Source organism: Acinetobacter sp. D009 (assembly GCF_038562025.1).
Lineage (GTDB): Bacteria > Pseudomonadota > Gammaproteobacteria > Pseudomonadales > Moraxellaceae > Acinetobacter > Acinetobacter pittii.
Map to the genome: position 1 here is coordinate 2,746,421 of NZ_CP151886.1, position 18,736 is coordinate 2,765,156.

The window sequence follows — 18,736 nt, forward strand, 5'->3', positions numbered from 1 at the left end:
AGTATTTACATGATTGAACAGCTTGGAAAGCTTGGGCCGCATGAAGAGTGTGAACTAGAATTACTACTTTCAGGCGAGAAACCTATCGCTTTGTTTTATGATCTACTACCTACCGAGTTTTTAGAGCATCTCGAGCAAGGTACTTTATCTATGCTGAGTAAAGATATTGAAACCTCTTTACCTTTACCATTTTCAATTATGCTGATCTATAAAAATGCTCCTTTAGCAGATTTAAATGAACTTGTGTTATGTATTGAAAAATCACTAAAGGAGACTCAACTCGAAGATCGCTTAGAACTTGACCGTAGAATCGGACAACTTTTAGGTTACTCAACACAAGATATAGAGTTTTATATTCAGCATGTTTCAAATTTTTATGCCCGCTCACGGACTTAAATTTATCTCAATATCTTTTTTGCTGACTGAACAATTGTTTCAGTTAATACGTCAAGTTGCTGTGACTGTCTTTTCCAGTGGTGCCAATATAAAGGAACATCAAGTTCGGCTTCAGGCATAATATCAACAAGTGTTCCATTTTCGAGTAATGGTTGAACTTGAAGTTCGGGCACCATGCCATAGCCTAAACCTAATTGAATTGCTTTGACGAAAGCATCTGTTGCTGGAATAAAACTATAAGGATAACTTTGCATCGGTAAACCGTATCCTTTTAATAGAACCTCTGAATGCATTAAATCTTTATGATTAAAAATAACTGCTGGTGCTTTTCTTAATGCGTCTCTATTCACTCCAGCACTGAACCATTTATTTACAAAATCAGCAGAAGCCAACATTTTATAACGCATTTTTCCTAGTGGTTGAGCTAAACAACCTGACATGACCTGCTCTTCTGCCGAAATACAGGCATTGACTTGTCCTGTTTCCAATAAAGTGTGCGTGTGAGATTGATCATCAATTTTTAGTTCTAACACGATTTTTTCTTTAAAAAGCGTTTGCTGAATATTTGGTAAAAGCCAAGTTGCTAATGAATCTGCATTTGAAGCTAGAGCAATTTTATAAAATTCAGATTCAGATGATTTCCCCATCAAACCTTGTAATAAATTTTGCTCCATTAATCTCGTATGACGTAAATGCTGCAATAAAGTTTGCCCTGCTTGAGTGAGCACACAAGGGCGGCCACGTATAATTAGTATTTGTCCTAAATACTTTTCTAAAGCTTGTACGCGTAAGGACACTGCCGAGGGCGTAATATATAAATACTCTCCTGCTGCATCAAAACTTCCCAATTCTGCAACTGCAAGAAAGGCTTCACATTGTTTGCTATCTAACATATCAAACCTAAATTATTTTTAGCCAAACCTAAATATTCTTAATTTTACTTATTTCTTAATAAAAAGTCAGATAATTCCCATATCTGATTTTTCCATCTTATTGTTATGTTCTCTCTTAGTATATTTTTTAAAGGTTTCGGTATTGGCAGTGGGCTTATCGTAGCAATTGGCGCTCAAAATGCTTTTGTCCTAAAACAAGGACTTAAACAGCAATATGTATTTTGGTTGTGTTTAATCTGCGCTCTATCCGACTCAATTTTAATTGCCTGTGGTGTATTAGGCTTTGCCGAAATCATGACGGCATCACCTATCTTAATTACCATAGCTAAATATTTAGGGGCAACGTTTTTATTAGTTTATGGTGCCAAAGCATTTTATGCTGCATTTAAGACTACCCAAAGTATGGACCTTGATAGCAGTCAAAAACAAACATTAACTCAAGCATTAGTGACCTGTCTTGCCTTTACTTGGCTTAATCCTCATGTCTATTTAGATACTATTGTTCTGATTGGTTCAGTTGCAACTCAGCTTGAAGATAAAGTGAGTTTTGCTTTGGGCAGCATTCTTGCCTCTTGGGTTTTCTTTTTTAGTCTGGGCTATGGTGCAAGATTATTAAAGCCACTATTTACCAATCCTAAAGCTTGGAAAATTTTAGATTTCATTATTGGTTGCGTTATGTGGAGTATCGCTATAACCCTCTTGTTTTAGCGGCTTAAAATTAAAAAAGGATCATAAAAAGATCCTTTTTTATTACTCTTTAGTATTACGCTTCACTGGCAACTATAACTCTTGCCTGTTTTCTTTCTTGTTGTGACTGTTTTATAACAGCATAGCCAGAAGATACACCCAAGTATGCAATGACAAAGGCAACAAATAAATCGGGAAATACACTGCCTGTTCCAAATACCCCAACCGCCGCTAAAATTACAGCAATATTAGCAATTGAGTCATTTCTACTGCACAACCAAACAGAGCGCATGTTGGCATCACCATCACGAAATGCATAAAGCATAAGCGCCACAGAAACGTTAGCAATTAGAGCCATTACACCAATTGCCCCCATCACCATTGGTTCGGGTGAAACACCATAAAAATACGACCAGACCACTTTCGCAATGACAAAAACACCGAAAGCCGCCATCGTTATTCCTTTAACTAATGCCGCTGTCGCACGCCAATATAAACTCATCGAAAGAACGACTAAAGATAATGCATAGTTTGCTGCATCTCCGGCGAAGTCCAATGCATCTGCCCAAAGTGAAACAGATTGGGCCTTATAACCTCCCAATATTTCCACCACGAACATTAAGGCATTGATTACAAGTGCAATCCATAAAGCTTTTCTAAAACGCGGACTCACTTTCTTTGAAGGAGAACATGTTGAAGCACAACCACATCCAGCCATTTTATTTCCTCAAAAACTCTTTTATAGTGATTAAAAACCCTCGAGTAGCTCCAGAGTCAAGTCTTATGAGTCTTTCTATTGGTCAATTATCAAAAAAAGCGGATATTCCAATTGATACGATCCGTTATTACGAAAAAGTAGGTGTGCTGGACCGTATTCAGCGCTCAGAAAATAATTATCGTGTTTACACCGAACAAACACTTGCAGACCTTTTATTTATTAAGCATTGCCGTGAATTAAATATTTCACTGAGTGATATTAAAACGTTAAAAGAAATGAAAACTCAGCCTAAACAGGCCTGCACAGAAATTGATAATTTAGTCGATAAATACTTAAAAGAAGTATCTGAAAAAATCGAACGATTATTACTTTTAAAAGAATCTTTAATTGATTTAAAACAGCATTGCTCTACCAATCGAACAGTAGATGAATGCGGGATTTTGAAAGAACTTCAAAATGCACCTTAAAAATAAAAAAAGCATCACTCATGTGATGCTTTTTAGGATTAATGGTCGCTATGTTCATCTGGAGGAACTTCGGTAATTCTCCCCCCTCGAGCTAAAAATGCGGCAACTTCATCTTCCAGCGCTTGGCGCTGTTTTTGCTTAGCAGTCACAGTCAGTGTTTCTGCCTCAGCAATATCAGTATCATTAATACTGCTTGCTTCTTCATCAGCTGCACCGCTTTCAGCTGCTTTCGCTTCATCTTCATCTACGGCAGAATCTTCTGCATCTTCATAATCATTGATATCTGACATTTTTCACTCCCCAGAATGATTTCTATTGCATCATCGCTATGGTCCCAAGACCTCAGAAATTTAGCAATCTCTTTGCATTTAGCAAAGAGCCAAATTGGTCAAATGTGTATCTTTTTCAACCCAATTGGTAATGATATATAAATGATTGTTTAAAAAATATCTACTGATATTTATTTAGACCAGTAGAGCATAAACTTCGTAATTATTTTAACGACTATACTGGGTGTTTTGTAAAGACCCTAAACCGTTTGCTTGTTGCATAAAACGCTCTTTTAAGAAGGAAATTTGTTCAACTTGCTTGAGTCCCACATTCCGAGCCCAGATAAATGGAAATAGCTCACTACTTTCCAACCAGCCAATTGCCGACATGCTATGCATCATTGCATCATTTTGACCTTTACGGCGATGCTCATAACGCAACAATGTCTGTTCATTTGCCCATACGCCACGCGCTAAATCATGTAGTAATGCATCACAGAGTACAGCCGCATCTAAACAACCAATATTTACCCCTTGTCCAGCAAGTGGATGGATAACATGTGCTGCATCCCCAATTAAAGCTAAACCAGCTTTCACATACTGTTTTGCGGCGCGCGCTTTGAGCGGGAATTGGGCTCTTGAACGTACATCTAACACTTCACCCAACATATGTTGGCTTTCACGAGTTAAAAGCTGCATAAATTCATGATCGGTTAAAGCAGAATATTCATCGGCATAATCATCAGGTAGTGTCCAGACAATTGACTGCCAGTAGCCATTTTCACTTTCTTCAAGACTAGCCATCGGCAAATAAGCTAAAGGCCCTGTAGGTAAGAAAATTTGACGAGCAACATGATTGTGGGGTTTAGATGTTTTAATGGCACAACTAATCGCTGCTTGCTTGTAATCTAAGACATCTAGGTCAATAAAGGCCTGTTCTCGTACAAATGAATTGGCACCATCTGCACCAATCAGCAGTTTTGTTTTAAGTGTCGTACCATCTGCCAATTGAATATGCCAACAACCAACACCCTGCTCAATGCGAGTCACACGAACCTGAGTACGATAATCTTTTAGTTGCTCAAGCATTTTTTGTTGAATGGCAACATTCAATACACTTGGCTCAACCATAGAACCCAAGGACTGTTCTGGCATTGGCCTTTGTACGGACTCCTGGCCAAAATTAATTTCACCATAGCCATTCAGATTCCATACCTGCATTCCTGTATATGGCATTTGACGTGCTAGATCATCCCAAACATTGACAGTTTTAAGTAAATGAATGGTCGCTTGGCTCAGTGCTAAAACACGTGGGTTCATCACACTTAGTGTTTTTTCAACATCCAGTACAGGAGCAGCATCAAGCACAGTAGGCTGTACACCACCTTGTGCAAGTAATAAAGCTGTTAAACCACCAACCAACCCACCACCAACAATGACAACATCTAGTACTTCACTCATGCTTTTAACCCCATTGCATAGTTCGCTACCAGTGGTTTAACACCTGGAATGACATCGAATGCAATTAATCCCGTATTACGAATTAATTTTAATAATGGATTTTGGTTACTAAAACCACGCACAACAGTGTCACAGAACTTAATTACTCGCTGTTGATCTGACAAACGAGCCTGTTCATAAGCCAGTAAATTATCAGGGGTGCCAATATCGTCAGAAGCGGTTAGCTGGTTTACTAAATAACGCACTAAAACATCCGCATCGCGTAGACATAGGTTAAAACCCTGTCCTGCAACAGGATGGATTGTATGCGCCGCATTACCCATTAAAATAACGCGTCCGACAGCTTGTTTATGTGCGAGCACTTGTGAAAGCGGATAACTAAAGCGTTTGCCGGTTTTTTCAAATTTGCCCGCTCGGTCACCGTAAGTTTGTTGTAACGCACTTAAGAAATGCTGATCATTTTCATCGCCTAACCACTCACTTTCAGTGCCTTTTTTAACAGGCCATACAACCGAACGGCGATATTCGCCCGGTAAAGGCAATAAAGCTAAAGGGCCTAATGCACTAAAACGCTCAAAACCTACTTGATCATGTGGTTTTGAAGTCTGAACGGTAGTGACAATTGCAACCTGATCATAATCATGAACATCTACACCAACGCCGATAGCCTGACGACAGAAAGAGTCACGTCCATCTGCGGCAATTAATAGCTTTGACTCAAGTTTTAAAACTTCATCACCACGCTTGGCCTCAATATGTACTTGCTCAGCATCTTGAGTTAAAGCAGTCACTTGAACGCCATCAATCAGCTCAATCAAAGGCTGCTGACGTACTTGAGTCAATAAAACACGACCCAACCAAGCATTTTCAATCACCTGCCCAAAGCTTTCGACTTTTTCTTGTTCTGCAATTAATCGTGCCTTACCAAAACTGCCTTGTTCAGTAATGTGAACTTGTAGAATTGGAGTCGCGTGCTGCTGTAATGCATCCCATAACCCCAGCTTCTGATAAATCTGGACACTACGACGCGATAAAGCCGTATTACGCGCATCGAAACTGGAATGATAAGGGGCAACATTTTGATCATCATAGTTTGGGTATTTCACAGCTTCTAACAGCTTTACTGCAATATTAGCCTTCGCCAGCATGAGTGAAAGGCTAAGTCCAACCATTCCCCCACCTACAATAATCACTTGTTGTTGCATCGAGTTGTGCTCCTTTGGCGAATACGTTTAATTATGATTTAGCTTGCGCCATTAAATGTTCAATATCTGCAATATTTTTAACTACATCAGCAGTTAAAACTCGTGGACCTTTCGAGGTTGCGACCACATCATCTTCAATACGAATACCAATACCACGCCATTTTTTATCTACAGTTTCATCGTCTGGTGCAATGTATAGGCCTGGTTCAACGGTAACGACCATACCTTCTTCATATTGACGCCAGTCTTCACCTTTTTTGTAAGACCCGACATCATGTACATCCATTCCTAACCAATGGCCTGTACCATGCATATAAAACTGACGGTATGCTTCAGTTTCGATAAGTTCGTTAATATCACCTTTGAGCAAACCTAACTCAATTAGGCCTTCGGTTAAAATTTTAACGGCTACTTCATGAGGCTCACGGTACGAATTACCAATGCGTACTGCATCAATCGCCGCATATTGAGAAGCCAATACAACTTCATATAATGCTTTTTGTTCAGCACTAAACTTACCATTGACCGGAAAAGTACGGGTAATATCTGACGCATAGAACTCATATTCGCATGCAGCGTCAATTAAGACTAAATCACCGTCTTTAAGAGGTTGGTTATTTTCAACGTAGTGTAAAATGCAAGCATTAGCCCCGCCACCAACAATACTGTTATAAGATGGGACACAGCCGTTTTGCCCAAATATATAATTGAGCTCGGCCTCTAGTGCATATTCCATCATGCCAGGGCGAACAGTTTGCATCGCACGAGTATGTGCCTGAGCACTAATTTTTGAAGCAGTTTGCATCAGCTCAAGTTCTTGTGGTGACTTGATTAAACGCATTTCATCAACAATACGGTCGAGCTGTACCAGTTGAGCTGGAGCACCTTGATGTCGATGCTCAGCATCTGCTTTTTTAATCCACTGGCTCACTCGTGCATCAAACGCAGCATTTTGCCCAATCCGATAATAAAGGCGTTCTTTATTTAATAACTTTTCAATAATTTCTTCATCAAGCAGATCAATTGCATAGGCCTCATCTGCATCATAGTCTTCGATTGCACCGTCAATTCCGGCACGGTAACCATTCCAGATTTCCATCTCGCGGTTACGTTCACGGCAAAAAAGACTATAGCTATAGTCAGTTACATCCTCAAAAGTTTCAATAACTGCAACTGCCTCAGGCTCAGCAAAGCCCGTCAAATAGAAAAAACTGCTATCGGCACGGAATTTATAATCCGCATCACGATTACGGTACATCTCCTCACGCGTTGCAATAATTGCAATACTATTAGGACCCATTTTTTCTGCTAAACGGTCTCTACGATGTTGAAAATCAGCTTGAGGCAATTTCATAATGATCTACTTGATTTAGAATTTTAAAGTCAAAAAATAAAATACAACCAATAACACATCGCCTCAATTAGCTTGGACGATGTGGTGTGAACATTTCTACAATATTCTGATCTGTACCTAGAACCGCAGTTTTACTTTTTGCATGAAAGTTTTTCAATAATGAACTTTCAGCTACAGTGATTTTTTTTCTGCCAATAGACAAGCTCACAGGGATTAAGCGTACAAATTCATACAATTCTTCGTAACTGCTTTCACCTTCCTCATCATTGTCAGAATCTTCAAATTCAACTGCTGCAACATCTTGAAGGTGTTCAATCAATTCACGCTCATCACTACGAACATGACCCGATGCCAAACCGAAACCTAACACAACACCTGCACACCAATCAGATAGTGCTTGCACACGCTCTTGAAGTAGATGTTCATCATCTGGAAGCATTGGTAGATAATCTAATTCATCTTCAGATAAAGCATGAACCACATCTTCTGCTTCGTCAGTCAAAAGCGCTAAAGCATCTTCACTTAACTCTGGTACATTAAGGGTTGTTAAAATTTGTGACCATTCTTCACGCGTAGGCGCTTCTGTCACACAAACAATACCTGTTAACAGACCATGTAACTCACTAGGGCTTGAAATTTCTTCAATTCCTTCAAAATGAGCGTTCCAATCTGTCCAGCCTGAAATATCGTCTTGCATTCGTTTATCCAATCTCTATACTTTGTATATATTACCTTTGATTGCAATTCTGTGCGACCTCGTTATGTTAGAACAATTACAGCGGCTACAAGCGCATATTAGCGTTTTAAAAACACGCTTACATCATTTAGAGAGTGAACATGCGGCACTCTCGGAAGCTAAAGAACTGGCTGAAACAGAGCATCACGCACAAGTTGTGCAAAAAAATAGTATTATCACTAAAAAACAAGAGGAAATTGAGTCGGTAACTGAGCAACTTTCTCAGTTAAAAGGCCAATTTCAACAATTGAATCAAGATGCTAACACACTTGCCGAACGTTATAGCCGATTAGAAAAAAGTACGACTGATTTAAAAAATCGTTTTCAAGAAATTCTTGCCGAACGAAATGAATTACGTGTTGCAAAAGAGAAGTTACAAGCCCACCAGCGTCAAACCCAACAAGAGCTGCATGATTTACAACAAGACCGTGACCGTTTGTTACAAAAAAATGAGCTTGCCAAATCAAAAGTTGAAGCCATTATTCAGCGTTTAGGAATTTTAGGCACTGCTCAAGATCAACACGCTCAAGAAATCCAGCAACTTGCCCATCCTAATGCTGAAACTGGTGAGGAGATCCAATCATGAGTGAACAAGTCATGGTAGAGCTTAGGCTAATTGAGCAGACTTTTAGACTCGCGACTACCTCAGATAAAAAAGATGAACTTGAACGCGCTGCACAACTTCTCAATGAGAAATTTAATGACATGCGCCGTAGTGCCCCACGTGTTGAGCACAACAAACTAGTCATTATGGTCGCTCTACAGTTAACTCAAGAAGTGCTGAGTCTTAATAAATCTTTGCAGGAATACACTCACTGTGAACGTCTACTTCAAACGATTTTAGAAGATGTGGAACAGGTTATTTAACAAGCTTTGATTACCACAAAATGCCTTGCTCTATAAATCATAGATGCAAGGCTTTTTTTATTTTGACTATCAACTACAGTTGAATATCGTTTTATCTACTTTCAATGTACAAAGCTTCATCAAACGCAAACTAAGTTTACAGTTCCATAGGCTCAAGTGATTGCCAACATAGTTAGATCGGTTATACTTAAGCTATCTCTGGGATGTTCGCCAGCGGGTCTATTCCCCTGCCGATACTTAAACTTATGGATTGCGTTCTGTATATTTAGAGTGTATGCCTACCTTCGAGTAGGAAACCCAGCAAGTATACGTCGCGTCCACCTTGAACTCATCGGGTTCAGGGTAACGACACATGCAGCGGCATCTTCGGAGCATTTACTTTTAATTAAATAATAAAATTTCAAATATTTATTTTAATTTGCCTTTCAATACAGACCTGTCGGTACGATCTTTTTCTCAAGCATTCAATAAGCATGATATTATTATTTTAGAGATGAATAAGTCTCTGCATTCAAAATTACTTTTCTTTTCTACTCAGGCATTCTTGATACCAAGCTGTTTGAAAATCTTCTACCGCTTTTCTTTTAAAGAAGCTGGTCTTGAATACTTTGGTTGAGTAAGCAGAAGTAATTAAATCTTGATAAAGTTTTTTTGCCTTTGGATCTTCTAGACTATTCGCTATATGCTGCAAGTCTTCAGATGGGACTTTTTGTTGACGCGCTTCCATGACAGTATAAGAAACTTTCTTTACCACATTACAAATTTCGGGGTCACTTACACTTTCATCGGCATAACAGCCAAAAGCTAAAAAACTAAGAAAAAATAATTTAAATTTCATATACCTACCTTATTTTTATAGCTTTAAATTAATTACAGAATTTTATTATTAATAAAGAAATAGGAAATTGATCCCTATTTCTTTTAAAGGTTTTTATGCTGGATTAATCACATAAAAATAAATAATTAGACCTACTAAAACGGTTGAAGCGATCGTTAAGTATGTACCAACTGTATTAAAACTCTGTAAGAACTTTAAGATTTCCATATCTAAATCCCCTAAACTTTCCCTTATAAAGATAGAAGAAAATTTATCACAACTCAATAATGCCAATCAATTCACATTTATCGGATTTTTTGAGATTAAAATCAAAACAAACTTATTGAGTGCATCTAATCGCAAAAGCATCCTTATAGTAGTCCGTCGCACTTTTCAAATCTGATAATAATTTCTCTTCGGTATAAGGTTTAGGCGAAATTTTTATTAAGGCAGGCATATATTGGGTCTTATAAACTTCTGGATAGTCATGACATAAGATTTTGACTTTAACTTCTTGCGGTGTATTCGGGTTATCTAGTTGATCTAAAAACTCTCCTATTTTACGATCTGATTCTTCAAATTGAGCTTTATAATCAACTTCCGCCGCTTCAGGTTCGGCTTGTTTCGTACATCCACCAAGTAGCATACCAGCACTTATTGTAATGGTTAAAATTTTCAACTTCATACGCTTAACAATTCTGCATTAATCTTTTAAATATACTTAACCTTATTAAATGTAAAGAAATACTGACAATACGTAAAGAAATAGAATTTTTAATAGTTAAACACAATAGATCAGATCAATTTATGACTTTTGGTCTAACGAATTTAAGTTATTTTCGAATTACCCTTCTATTTCCATAAAGCTGTCGAAAAATAGGTATAATTTTGCACGACTGATCTTTAATCTTAGTTAGATTTATACATGAATGAACTCAGCTTTATTAGAAAAAATTTAAGATCTAAAAGACGTTCTTTAAGTTCATTTGAGCAAAAACAAGCTCAGCTTAATGTTCTTCATCATTTAAATACCCTGCCTATTTTTCATTCTTCCAAAAAAATTGGTTTATATTTGCATGCCTTTGGAGAAGTTCACACAGAGCTTCTCATAGAATTATGTTTTAAAAAGAATAAGCAAGTTTATTTACCGATGATTTGTTCTATGAACCAGCGTTTGGTCTGGGTAAAAATATCTAAAAACCAATATATAAACCGACGTTTTTCACATCACCCATTGGGAATGAAAGAACCGATGGCAACTAGAGCAAAACATGTTTCATCACTTGATTTATTGATCATGCCACTTCTGGCATGCGACCGATATGGTACGCGTATTGGCATGGGAGGCGGTTATTATGATCGTACCTTGGCAAGTGCAAAACACAAACCTTATCGTTTAGGGTTAGCTCATCAATTTCAATTTATCGAACATACTTTAAAACGTCAGAGTTGGGATCAGCCATTAGATGCTTTACTCACACCTCAACGTGTTTATTATTTTAAAAGATAATATTTATATAAAAACTAATAAAATTTAGTCATATAAAACCAGTTTTTTACTTTTATGTCTTTCAAAATCATAAAAGTAACCACCCTAAGGATGGTTACTTTTACGTGACAGACCGTTTCACCAACTTATATTAGCACCTCTAGTAGGCACCAAACATTGAGTAAGTTGTGAATTATTGTTAACCATATAATGTCTATAAATTGCCCGTAAAATGATTATTTTCTATTCATGAACATTTTTTGTGATATGGATATTTATAATTATTAAGCTAAATTACTTAGCATTAATACAAAATTTTATTCTTCTTAAGAATTAATCTCTTGATTCATAACATTTTTAAAAAAAAGTTGACTAAATTAGTCCTTTTTTCCACATTTTCTCTAGTGAGGCCCTTGTAATTTTTAAAATACACATCACTATAAAAAACATGGCAACCTCGTTGTCACTCATTAGGAGTGCCCATGTCTGAACTTATTATGAATGAAAAAACTGACTTAGAGCCTCAGGTTCCAAGTGTATTACCACTTTTAGCGTTGCGTGATGTTGTGGTTTACCCACACATGCAAATTGCGTTATTCGTGGGTCGTGAAAAATCGATCAATGCAGTTGATGTGGCTCGTAACAGTGACAATTTAGTATTTGTAGTTGCGCAAAAAGATTCGCTTACAGAAGAAATTGATCACGATAACCTTTATCAGTACGGAACTGTCGCCAAGATTGTTCAAGTCGTAAATCATGAGAATGATGAAAACTGCATTAAAGTACTTATTGAAGGTTTACATCGCTCTAAACTTGAAAAGATTATCGATGAAGATAGCCATTTGACTGCTGAACACAGCTTAAGTCCAATGACAATTAACGTAGATAAAGCTACTCAAGAAACTCGTTTGCAAGAGTTACGTACTTTATTTGCTCAATATGCTGAAGCAAAATTACGTAATGCACGCGAACTCGTTGCTGCGGCTAATAAAATTGAAGACTTGCTACAACTCATGTTCTTCGTAGCAACACGTGTGCCTCTAAATATTGAAATTAAACAGAAGTTTTTAGAGCACGATGAGTTTGAAGCACATTTGCAAGAGCTTATGAGCTACTTGGTAAATCAATCTGCCGAACAGCAAATTGAACAAACTTTGCATGACAGCGTAAAACGTCAAATGGAAAAAAACCAACGTGAATACTTTCTAAATGAAAAAATGAAAGTCATTCAACGTGAACTTTCTGATATGAATGGCGGTGCTGAAGATGACGTTGCTGAGATAGAGAAACGTCTTGCTGAAGCTGATTTACCTGAACACGTACGTAAAAAAGCTGAAGCTGAGTTCCGTAAGCTTAAAGCAATGCAACCAGCGTCTAGTGAAGCAGCTGTTGTACGTAACTATCTAGAAGTAATTTTAGATACGCCGTGGAATAAAGCGAGCAAAGTGAGTATTAACCTTGCGAAAGCACAGGAAATTCTCGATACAGATCACTACGGTTTAGATGACGTAAAAGACCGTATTGTTGAATACTTAGCTGTTCAGTCGCGTGTTAAAAAGCTCAAAGGTCCGATTCTATGTTTAGTAGGCCCTCCTGGTGTAGGTAAAACTTCACTTGGTGAGTCTGTCGCGAAAGCAACAGGTCGTGAATTTGTTCGTATGGCACTCGGTGGTGTACGTGACGAAGCTGAAATTCGTGGTCACCGTCGTACTTATATTGGTGCGATGCCAGGTAAAATTGTGCAGTCTTTAACAAAAGTTGGCGTGAAGAACCCACTGTTCTTACTTGACGAAATTGACAAGATGGCACAAGACTACCGCGGTGATCCTGCTTCTGCATTGCTTGAAGTATTAGATCCATCACAAAACAGTAAGTTCAACGATCACTATTTAGATCTTGATCTTGACCTATCTGAAGTGATGTTCATCTGTACTGCAAACAGTATGAATATTCCAGAAGCCTTGCTTGACCGTATGGAAGTTATTCGTCTACCGGGTTATACCGAAGATGAGAAAGTTAACATTGCTGAACGTTACCTTGTTCCAAAAGCAATTAAGAACAATGGTCTACGTCCAAAAGAGTTAACAATTCATGAAGAAGCGATCCGTGACATTGTTCAACGCTATACACGTGAAGCTGGTGTACGTAATTTAGAACGTGAAGTGTCTAAAATTGCGCGTAAAGTGGTAAAAGAAGCAGTAAGTAAAAAGTCTAAAAACTTACAACTTGATGTGACTTCTGCCAATCTTCCAGAATACTTAGGTCCACATAAGTTTGACTTTGGTATCGCAGAAGATGAAGCACAAGTAGGACGCGTAAATGGTCTAGCTTGGACATCTGTAGGTGGTGAGTTACTAACTATTGAAGTTGCAGCAGTTAAAGGTAAAGGTAAATTCATTACGACTGGTTCACTCGGTGACGTAATGAAAGAGTCTATTACCACAGCAATGACTTTAGTACGTACACGTGCTGATGAGTTAGGTATTGAAGCTTCTCGTTTTGAAGAAACTGATGTACACGTTCACTTACCTGAAGGTGCAACACCAAAAGATGGTCCATCTGCTGGTTTAGCATTAACAACTGCGCTTGTATCAGCATTTACAGGTATTGCAATTCGTCCTGATATTGCAATGACTGGTGAAACAAGCTTAGGTGGTCGTGCAATGCGTATTGGTGGCTTAAAAGAAAAACTTCTTGCAGCACACCGCGGTGGAATTAAACTTGTATTTATTCCTCAAGACAACGTTCGAGACTTAGCAGAAATTCCTGCGAATGTTAAAGAAGGTTTGGAAATCAAAGCTGTGAAAAGTATTGATGATATCTTACCTTTAGCATTAGTTTCGATGCCAAAGCCTTTACCTAAAACACCAATTGTAAAACCGGTGGAAGGTTCAAAAGCAGCACGTCACTAATTAAAAATATAAAAAAGAGAGCTTCGGCTCTCTTTTTTTTGTTACACAATTTGATTGAAAAATATCCAACCATCCTCATAATAGGTAATAAGAGTATTTAAATAAATGAGTACTCTTAACTATCTAATTCTTAGATAGCCTTGTTTTTATTCTCTATGATCATCTGAACTCCAGACAGATGATCATTTGATCGCAGTCCAACACTGTTTTTTGGACTGCGTTTTTTATGCCAGCTTTTAGATCGTCAGATACTTTCATTCATCAGGTATAATGCGCCAGCTGTATTTGAATGAATAGATAACATGAAAATTCGTATTCTGACCATTGGTCAAAAAATGCCTGCTTGGGTTCTTACTGGTTTTGAAGATTATTTCAAACGCATCCAACCTTTTGTTCAAACCCAAGTTATTGAACTACCTATGGCCAAACGTGGTAAGAATGATTCAGAAGCGGATATTTTAAAGTATTGCCAAATTGAAGGCGAAAGTATTTTAAATGCTTTAAAATCGAATGAAACCTTAATTGCTCTTGAAGTTGGTGGTCGGGAACTAAGTACAGAAAAATTAGCTGACACAATGAAACAGTGGATGCTTGAGGGTAATGATGTAGCACTTGCTATTGGCGGTCCAGATGGCTTGTCAGATCAGGTACGTAAAGCTGCCGCTTGGCATTGGTCACTTTCAAAACTTACCATGCCCCATCCGTTGGTACGTGTTTTATTAATCGAGCAACTATATCGGGCCATGAGTATTAATCACAATCATCCTTATCACCGTGCATAAAAGGAACAAACGTTTCATTTTAAGAACAATCCGTTGAAATCTGGATACTTTTATCATGTTCTGATTTTGGCATAATACCTATTATTCTGCTTTTCAAATCAGGTGTAATGAAATGGAACTACAAACGCTTCCTGGACTGTTTATTTCTCATGGCTCGCCCATGCTTGCACTTGATCCGGAACAAGTGGGACCTGCTCTACATCGCTTAGGTACAAATCTTCCTATACCTAAGGCAATCATTGTGATGTCTGCGCACTGGGAAAGTAAAGCACTTGAAGTAAGTATTTCGACTCGTCCTGAAACGTGGCATGACTTCCGTGGATTTCCTAAAGAGTTATATGAAATTCGCTACAGTGCGCCTGGCGAACCAGCATTAGCAGAAGAAATCTTAAAATTATTGGCCGATGCTCACTTTGTTGCACATGCCAATAGTACCCGTCCTCGTGATCATGGCGTATGGATGCCTTTATTGCATATGTACCCAGATGCAGACATTCCTGTAGTCGAAATTTCTTTGCCATCAAATTTAAGTGCACAAGAAATTTATCGTATAGGACAAACACTCGCCCCTTTACGTGACAAACAAATTTTACTCATTGGTTCGGGAAGTATTACTCATAATCTTGCAGAATTATCTTGGCAAGGCGACAACTCTAAAGTTCCTGAATGGGCTTCAACTTTTAGAAATACTGTCGTTAATAAGCTTTCCCATCAAGATTATGATGGAGTTTTAGACTGGCAATCACTGCCGTTTGTGAAACGCAACCACCCTACGCTTGAACATTTTGCACCTTTGTTTTTTGCTATGGGTACAGGCAATCGCTTTACGATTGTTCATAGTAGCTTCACAATGGGCTCATTAGGAATGGACATCTATCGTTTTGATTAATTATTAAGAAATACCCCGTTTTGCGGGGTATACCATTATTTTTGTTGAAAATTAGAATAATTTACAAACTTATACATTTTAAAAACCGAAACAATCAAATGTTTACATTTTCTTTTTTTAAGAATGTTTTAAGCTTATTACTGTTGTTTTTTTACTTGAAGTTTTTAAATGAAAATTAAATATTTAATTCTTGCGTTATTACCTTTTTCTTTGATGGCGTGTCAAACAGTTACTAATACTCCTGCTCCAATTGTTTCTGAGCAACAACAAAACCTTGCAACCACTTTAGGTGAATATGCATGGACTTATCAAAATGTAAAAGCTTCTAAACCACTTATTCTTAACTTTAATGCAGATGGTAAATTAGCCATTAATACGGGCTGTAATGGCCAAGGCGGTACTTGGAAAGTTGAAGGCAACCAACTTGTTACTTCTAATCTTGTTTCAACGATGATGGCTTGCCAAGATGATTTAATGAAACAAGAACAATTGTCGAATAGCATCTTTAATGAAGCAAAATTACCAATTGAAATTAGCAACACTAATGGTCAGGTGATTTTAACGGTGACAGATAAAACTGGTCAAAAACATATTTTCCAAGGTCAAAAAGCAGTTAATACTCAAGCTTTAACAGACTACTCTTGGTCATATCAGCCTGAAAATACTAAAAAGCCAATCGTTCTTAACTTTACAAATGATCGTTTATCTATCGCAACAGGTTGTAACCGCCAAGGAACAACTTGGAAAGTTGAAAATAATACGATTGTAACAGCTGACGTAATGTCGACGATGATGGCGTGTGAACCTGCTTTAATGAAACAGGAACAGTTCTCTAGCAGCCTCTTCCAAAAACGTGCAATTCCATTTGAACTCAATACTACAAATGTTGATCAACCAACATTGACAGTATCTGATGCTCAAGGCCAGAAATATACTTTTACTGGTAAAATGACACCTGAAGCAAAATATCAATCTGAAGGAAAAACTGTTTTCCTTGAAGTAGCTCCGGAAACTAAATCTTGTACTGGTGTTGCGCCACAAACTTGTATGCAAGTTCGTGAAATTAAATATGACGAGAAAGGCGTTAAAACTTACGCTGACAAAAACTGGTCATTATATTACGGTCAAATCGAAGGTTTTGAACACAAACCAGACCAACGCGTAATTTTGCGTGTAAAACGTTTTGAAGTGAAAAACCCGGCTGCAGACCAATCTAGTCAAGCAGATGTATTAGATATGGTTGTAGAACAAGAGTTAGTTAAAAAACCTAAAAAATAAGTTTTTAGACTAAAAAAATCCGATGTTTATGCATCGGATTTTTTATTTCTATCTTAGAAAATACCTTGAGCAAGCATTGCATCAGCAACTTTTACAAAACCTGCAATATTGGCACCGTCTACATAGTTCACAGTACCGTCTTCTTTAGTACCATATCTTACACAGTTGGCATGAATGTCTTTCATGATTGCATGTAAGCGTTCATCGACCTCAGCATGGGTCCAGCCTAAACGAATTGCATTTTGAGACATTTCTAAACCAGAAGTTGCCACACCACCCGCATTAGATGCTTTACCTGGCGCATACAAAATTTTAGCTTCAATAAAATGTTCAACTGCTTCAAGTGTAGATGGCATATTAGCGCCTTCAGCTACACAAATGACACCGTTAGAAATAAGTTTTTTAGCGTCTTCACCTGTTAATTCATTTTGTGTAGCACATGGCAAAGCAATATCAACAGGAATATGCCAAGGTGTTTTTCCTTCAAAGTATTCAAAACCATGTTTAGAAGCAAACTCGGAAATACGACCACGTTTAACGTTTTTCAGTTCCATTACTTCAGCAAGTAACTCATCTGTAAAACCATTTTTTAAATAAACTGTGCCGTTTGAGTCCGACAAGGTAACAACTTTTGCTCCTAAGAACATCGCCTTTTCTGCTGCATATTGTGCGACGTTACCAGAACCTGAAACAGAAACAGTTTTACCAGCAAAAGATTGTCCACGGGCTTTAAGCATTTCTTCTGCAAAATAAACCGTACCATAACCAGTGGCTTCAGGACGCATCAAGCTACCACCAAATGAAATTCCCTTACCGGTAAAGACACAAGCGGTGTCGTTACTCAGCTTTTTCATCATGCCTGCCATATAACCGACTTCACGCGCACCCACACCAATGTCACCCGCAGGAATATCCGTATTTGGTCCTAAATGGCGATAAAGCTCAATCATTAATGCCTGACAGAATCGCATAATTTCAGCATCAGATTTACCTTTAGGATCAAAATCTGAACCACCTTTTCCTCCACCCATTGGTAAGGTGGTAAGTGAGTTTTTAAAAGTCTGCTCAAAACCTAAAAATTTTAAAATTGATAGATTGACCGATGGATGGAAACGCATTCCACCTTTGAATGGACCAATTGCTGAATTGTATTGAACGCGAAAAGCACGGTTAACTTGAGTCTGGCCTTGATCATCCATCCATGAAACACGGAATTGAATCACACGCTCAGGTTCAACCAAACGTTCTAGCAATCCATGCTCTGCATATTCCGGATTTTTTTCAATGAATGGCCACAAACTCGTCATGACTTCTTCGACAGCTTGTAAAAACTCAGGTTGATGCGGATCACGCGCTTGCACGTAATTCAGGAATTCATTCAGGTTGTTGTATTTCAATGCACGGTCCTCAGCATAGTAATGAATTAAATTGGTGCAATACATTTTTAAATGCATCATTTAGCAGCAAAATATTAAATCCCTTTCCATCAATTTTAACAATACTTATTTTAAATTAT

The 18,736-nt window shown here is 37.9% G+C and carries 21 protein-coding genes and 1 other RNA gene; 11 read left to right on the forward strand and 11 right to left on the reverse strand.

The annotated features are described in order from the left end of the window. Nucleotides 1-9: 9 nt before the first annotated feature. A complete protein-coding gene (locus AAC388_RS13105; RefSeq protein ID WP_002117574.1) occupies nucleotides 10-396 on the forward strand; it encodes a hemin receptor in 387 nt (128 codons plus the stop codon). A 2-nt stretch (nucleotides 397-398) separates the two neighbouring features. Here AAC388_RS13105 and AAC388_RS13110 read toward each other — a convergent pair whose 3' ends face one another. After that, on the reverse strand, nucleotides 399-1,289 hold the full coding sequence (locus AAC388_RS13110) for a LysR family transcriptional regulator ArgP (RefSeq protein ID WP_342370776.1): 891 nt from the start codon (nucleotides 1,287-1,289) through the stop codon (nucleotides 399-401). A gap of 105 nt (nucleotides 1,290-1,394) precedes the next feature. Here AAC388_RS13110 and AAC388_RS13115 point away from each other — a divergent pair, with 105 nt between their 5' ends. After that, nucleotides 1,395-1,997 (forward strand): LysE/ArgO family amino acid transporter, encoded by a 603-nt coding sequence (locus AAC388_RS13115; RefSeq protein ID WP_342370777.1) that lies wholly within the window; start codon nucleotides 1,395-1,397, stop codon nucleotides 1,995-1,997. Nucleotides 1,998-2,052: 55 nt separating this feature from the next. Here the strand turns inward: AAC388_RS13115 and AAC388_RS13120 are convergent, their stop codons facing one another. Further along, entirely contained in the window at nucleotides 2,053-2,694 is a 642-nt protein-coding gene (locus AAC388_RS13120) for a cation diffusion facilitator family transporter (RefSeq protein WP_005075543.1), read from the reverse strand. Between the two features lie 65 nt (nucleotides 2,695-2,759). On the opposite strand from AAC388_RS13120, the gene AAC388_RS13125 reads away from it, so the two are divergent. Further along, entirely contained in the window at nucleotides 2,760-3,161 is a 402-nt protein-coding gene (locus AAC388_RS13125) for a MerR family transcriptional regulator (RefSeq protein ID WP_017387162.1), read from the forward strand. A 38-nt stretch (nucleotides 3,162-3,199) separates the two neighbouring features. On the opposite strand, the gene AAC388_RS13130 is transcribed toward AAC388_RS13125, so the two are convergent. From AAC388_RS13130 to AAC388_RS13150, 5 genes are all read right to left on the reverse strand, one after another. Beyond that, nucleotides 3,200-3,451, reverse strand: coding sequence for a hypothetical protein (locus AAC388_RS13130; protein WP_002117665.1), 252 nt, complete (start codon nucleotides 3,449-3,451; stop codon nucleotides 3,200-3,202). Nucleotides 3,452-3,658: 207 nt separating this feature from the next. Beyond that, a complete protein-coding gene (locus AAC388_RS13135; RefSeq protein ID WP_206218359.1) occupies nucleotides 3,659-4,891 on the reverse strand; it encodes an FAD-dependent monooxygenase in 1,233 nt (410 codons plus the stop codon). Continuing rightward, nucleotides 4,888-6,096, reverse strand: a complete 1,209-nt coding sequence (ubiH, locus tag AAC388_RS13140; RefSeq protein ID WP_335996071.1) for a 2-octaprenyl-6-methoxyphenyl hydroxylase — start codon at nucleotides 6,094-6,096, stop codon at nucleotides 4,888-4,890. Before ubiH ends, AAC388_RS13135 begins: the two co-directional genes overlap by 4 nt. 31 nt (nucleotides 6,097-6,127) lie before the next feature. After that, on the reverse strand, nucleotides 6,128-7,450 hold the full coding sequence (gene pepP, locus AAC388_RS13145) for a Xaa-Pro aminopeptidase (protein WP_005070543.1): 1,323 nt from the start codon (nucleotides 7,448-7,450) through the stop codon (nucleotides 6,128-6,130). 67 nt (nucleotides 7,451-7,517) lie between these two features. Continuing rightward, on the reverse strand, nucleotides 7,518-8,147 hold the full coding sequence (locus AAC388_RS13150) for a UPF0149 family protein (protein ID WP_017387159.1): 630 nt from the start codon (nucleotides 8,145-8,147) through the stop codon (nucleotides 7,518-7,520). Nucleotides 8,148-8,211: 64 nt separating this feature from the next. On the opposite strand from AAC388_RS13150, the gene AAC388_RS13155 reads away from it, so the two are divergent. The 3 genes from AAC388_RS13155 to ssrS all read left to right on the forward strand — a co-directional run bounded on the left by AAC388_RS13155 (nucleotide 8,212) and on the right by ssrS (nucleotide 9,430). Then, nucleotides 8,212-8,772, forward strand: coding sequence for a hypothetical protein (locus AAC388_RS13155; protein WP_002117619.1), 561 nt, complete (start codon nucleotides 8,212-8,214; stop codon nucleotides 8,770-8,772). Then, nucleotides 8,769-9,053 carry a cell division protein ZapA gene (locus AAC388_RS13160; protein ID WP_005070547.1) on the forward strand — a complete coding sequence of 95 codons (285 nt, stop codon included), beginning with the start codon at nucleotides 8,769-8,771 and terminating at the stop codon, nucleotides 9,051-9,053. The genes AAC388_RS13155 and AAC388_RS13160 overlap by 4 nt, the downstream gene beginning before the upstream one ends. A 192-nt stretch (nucleotides 9,054-9,245) precedes the next feature. Next, nucleotides 9,246-9,430: non-coding RNA, 6S RNA (gene ssrS / locus AAC388_RS13165), on the forward strand. A gap of 140 nt (nucleotides 9,431-9,570) precedes the next feature. On the opposite strand, the gene AAC388_RS13170 is transcribed toward ssrS, so the two are convergent. The 3 genes from AAC388_RS13170 to AAC388_RS13180 all read right to left on the reverse strand — a co-directional run bounded on the left by AAC388_RS13170 (nucleotide 9,571) and on the right by AAC388_RS13180 (nucleotide 10,555). Further along, entirely contained in the window at nucleotides 9,571-9,891 is a 321-nt protein-coding gene (locus AAC388_RS13170; RefSeq protein ID WP_335996075.1) for a hypothetical protein, read from the reverse strand. A gap of 93 nt (nucleotides 9,892-9,984) precedes the next feature. Further along, a complete protein-coding gene (locus AAC388_RS13175) occupies nucleotides 9,985-10,098 on the reverse strand; it encodes a hypothetical protein (protein WP_002117788.1) in 114 nt (37 codons plus the stop codon). 112 nt (nucleotides 10,099-10,210) lie between these two features. Continuing rightward, the gene (locus tag AAC388_RS13180) at nucleotides 10,211-10,555 is read right to left on the reverse strand and encodes a hypothetical protein (RefSeq protein ID WP_335996077.1); all 345 of its coding nucleotides are present in this window, start codon (nucleotides 10,553-10,555) and stop codon (nucleotides 10,211-10,213) included. A 240-nt stretch (nucleotides 10,556-10,795) separates the two neighbouring features. Here AAC388_RS13180 and AAC388_RS13185 point away from each other — a divergent pair, with 240 nt between their 5' ends. From AAC388_RS13185 to AAC388_RS13205, 5 genes are all read left to right on the forward strand, one after another. Beyond that, the gene (locus tag AAC388_RS13185) at nucleotides 10,796-11,380 is read left to right on the forward strand and encodes a 5-formyltetrahydrofolate cyclo-ligase (protein ID WP_017398661.1); all 585 of its coding nucleotides are present in this window, start codon (nucleotides 10,796-10,798) and stop codon (nucleotides 11,378-11,380) included. 461 nt (nucleotides 11,381-11,841) lie between these two features. Further along, on the forward strand, nucleotides 11,842-14,271 hold the full coding sequence (gene lon / locus AAC388_RS13190) for an endopeptidase La (protein WP_342370778.1): 2,430 nt from the start codon (nucleotides 11,842-11,844) through the stop codon (nucleotides 14,269-14,271). Between the two features lie 302 nt (nucleotides 14,272-14,573). Next, nucleotides 14,574-15,053, forward strand: a complete 480-nt coding sequence (rlmH, locus tag AAC388_RS13195; protein ID WP_031997135.1) for a 23S rRNA (pseudouridine(1915)-N(3))-methyltransferase RlmH — start codon at nucleotides 14,574-14,576, stop codon at nucleotides 15,051-15,053. Nucleotides 15,054-15,165: 112 nt separating this feature from the next. Then, on the forward strand, nucleotides 15,166-15,942 hold the full coding sequence (locus tag AAC388_RS13200; RefSeq protein ID WP_005075524.1) for a class III extradiol ring-cleavage dioxygenase: 777 nt from the start codon (nucleotides 15,166-15,168) through the stop codon (nucleotides 15,940-15,942). A gap of 168 nt (nucleotides 15,943-16,110) precedes the next feature. Further along, nucleotides 16,111-17,220, forward strand: coding sequence for an META and DUF4377 domain-containing protein (locus AAC388_RS13205; protein WP_032063129.1), 1,110 nt, complete (start codon nucleotides 16,111-16,113; stop codon nucleotides 17,218-17,220). A 53-nt stretch (nucleotides 17,221-17,273) separates the two neighbouring features. Here AAC388_RS13205 and gdhA read toward each other — a convergent pair whose 3' ends face one another. Further along, nucleotides 17,274-18,677: an NADP-specific glutamate dehydrogenase gene (gdhA, locus tag AAC388_RS13210; RefSeq protein ID WP_017387156.1), complete on the reverse strand. Its 1,404-nt coding sequence runs from the start codon at nucleotides 18,675-18,677 to the stop codon at nucleotides 17,274-17,276. Between the last annotated feature and the right edge of the window lie 59 nt (nucleotides 18,678-18,736).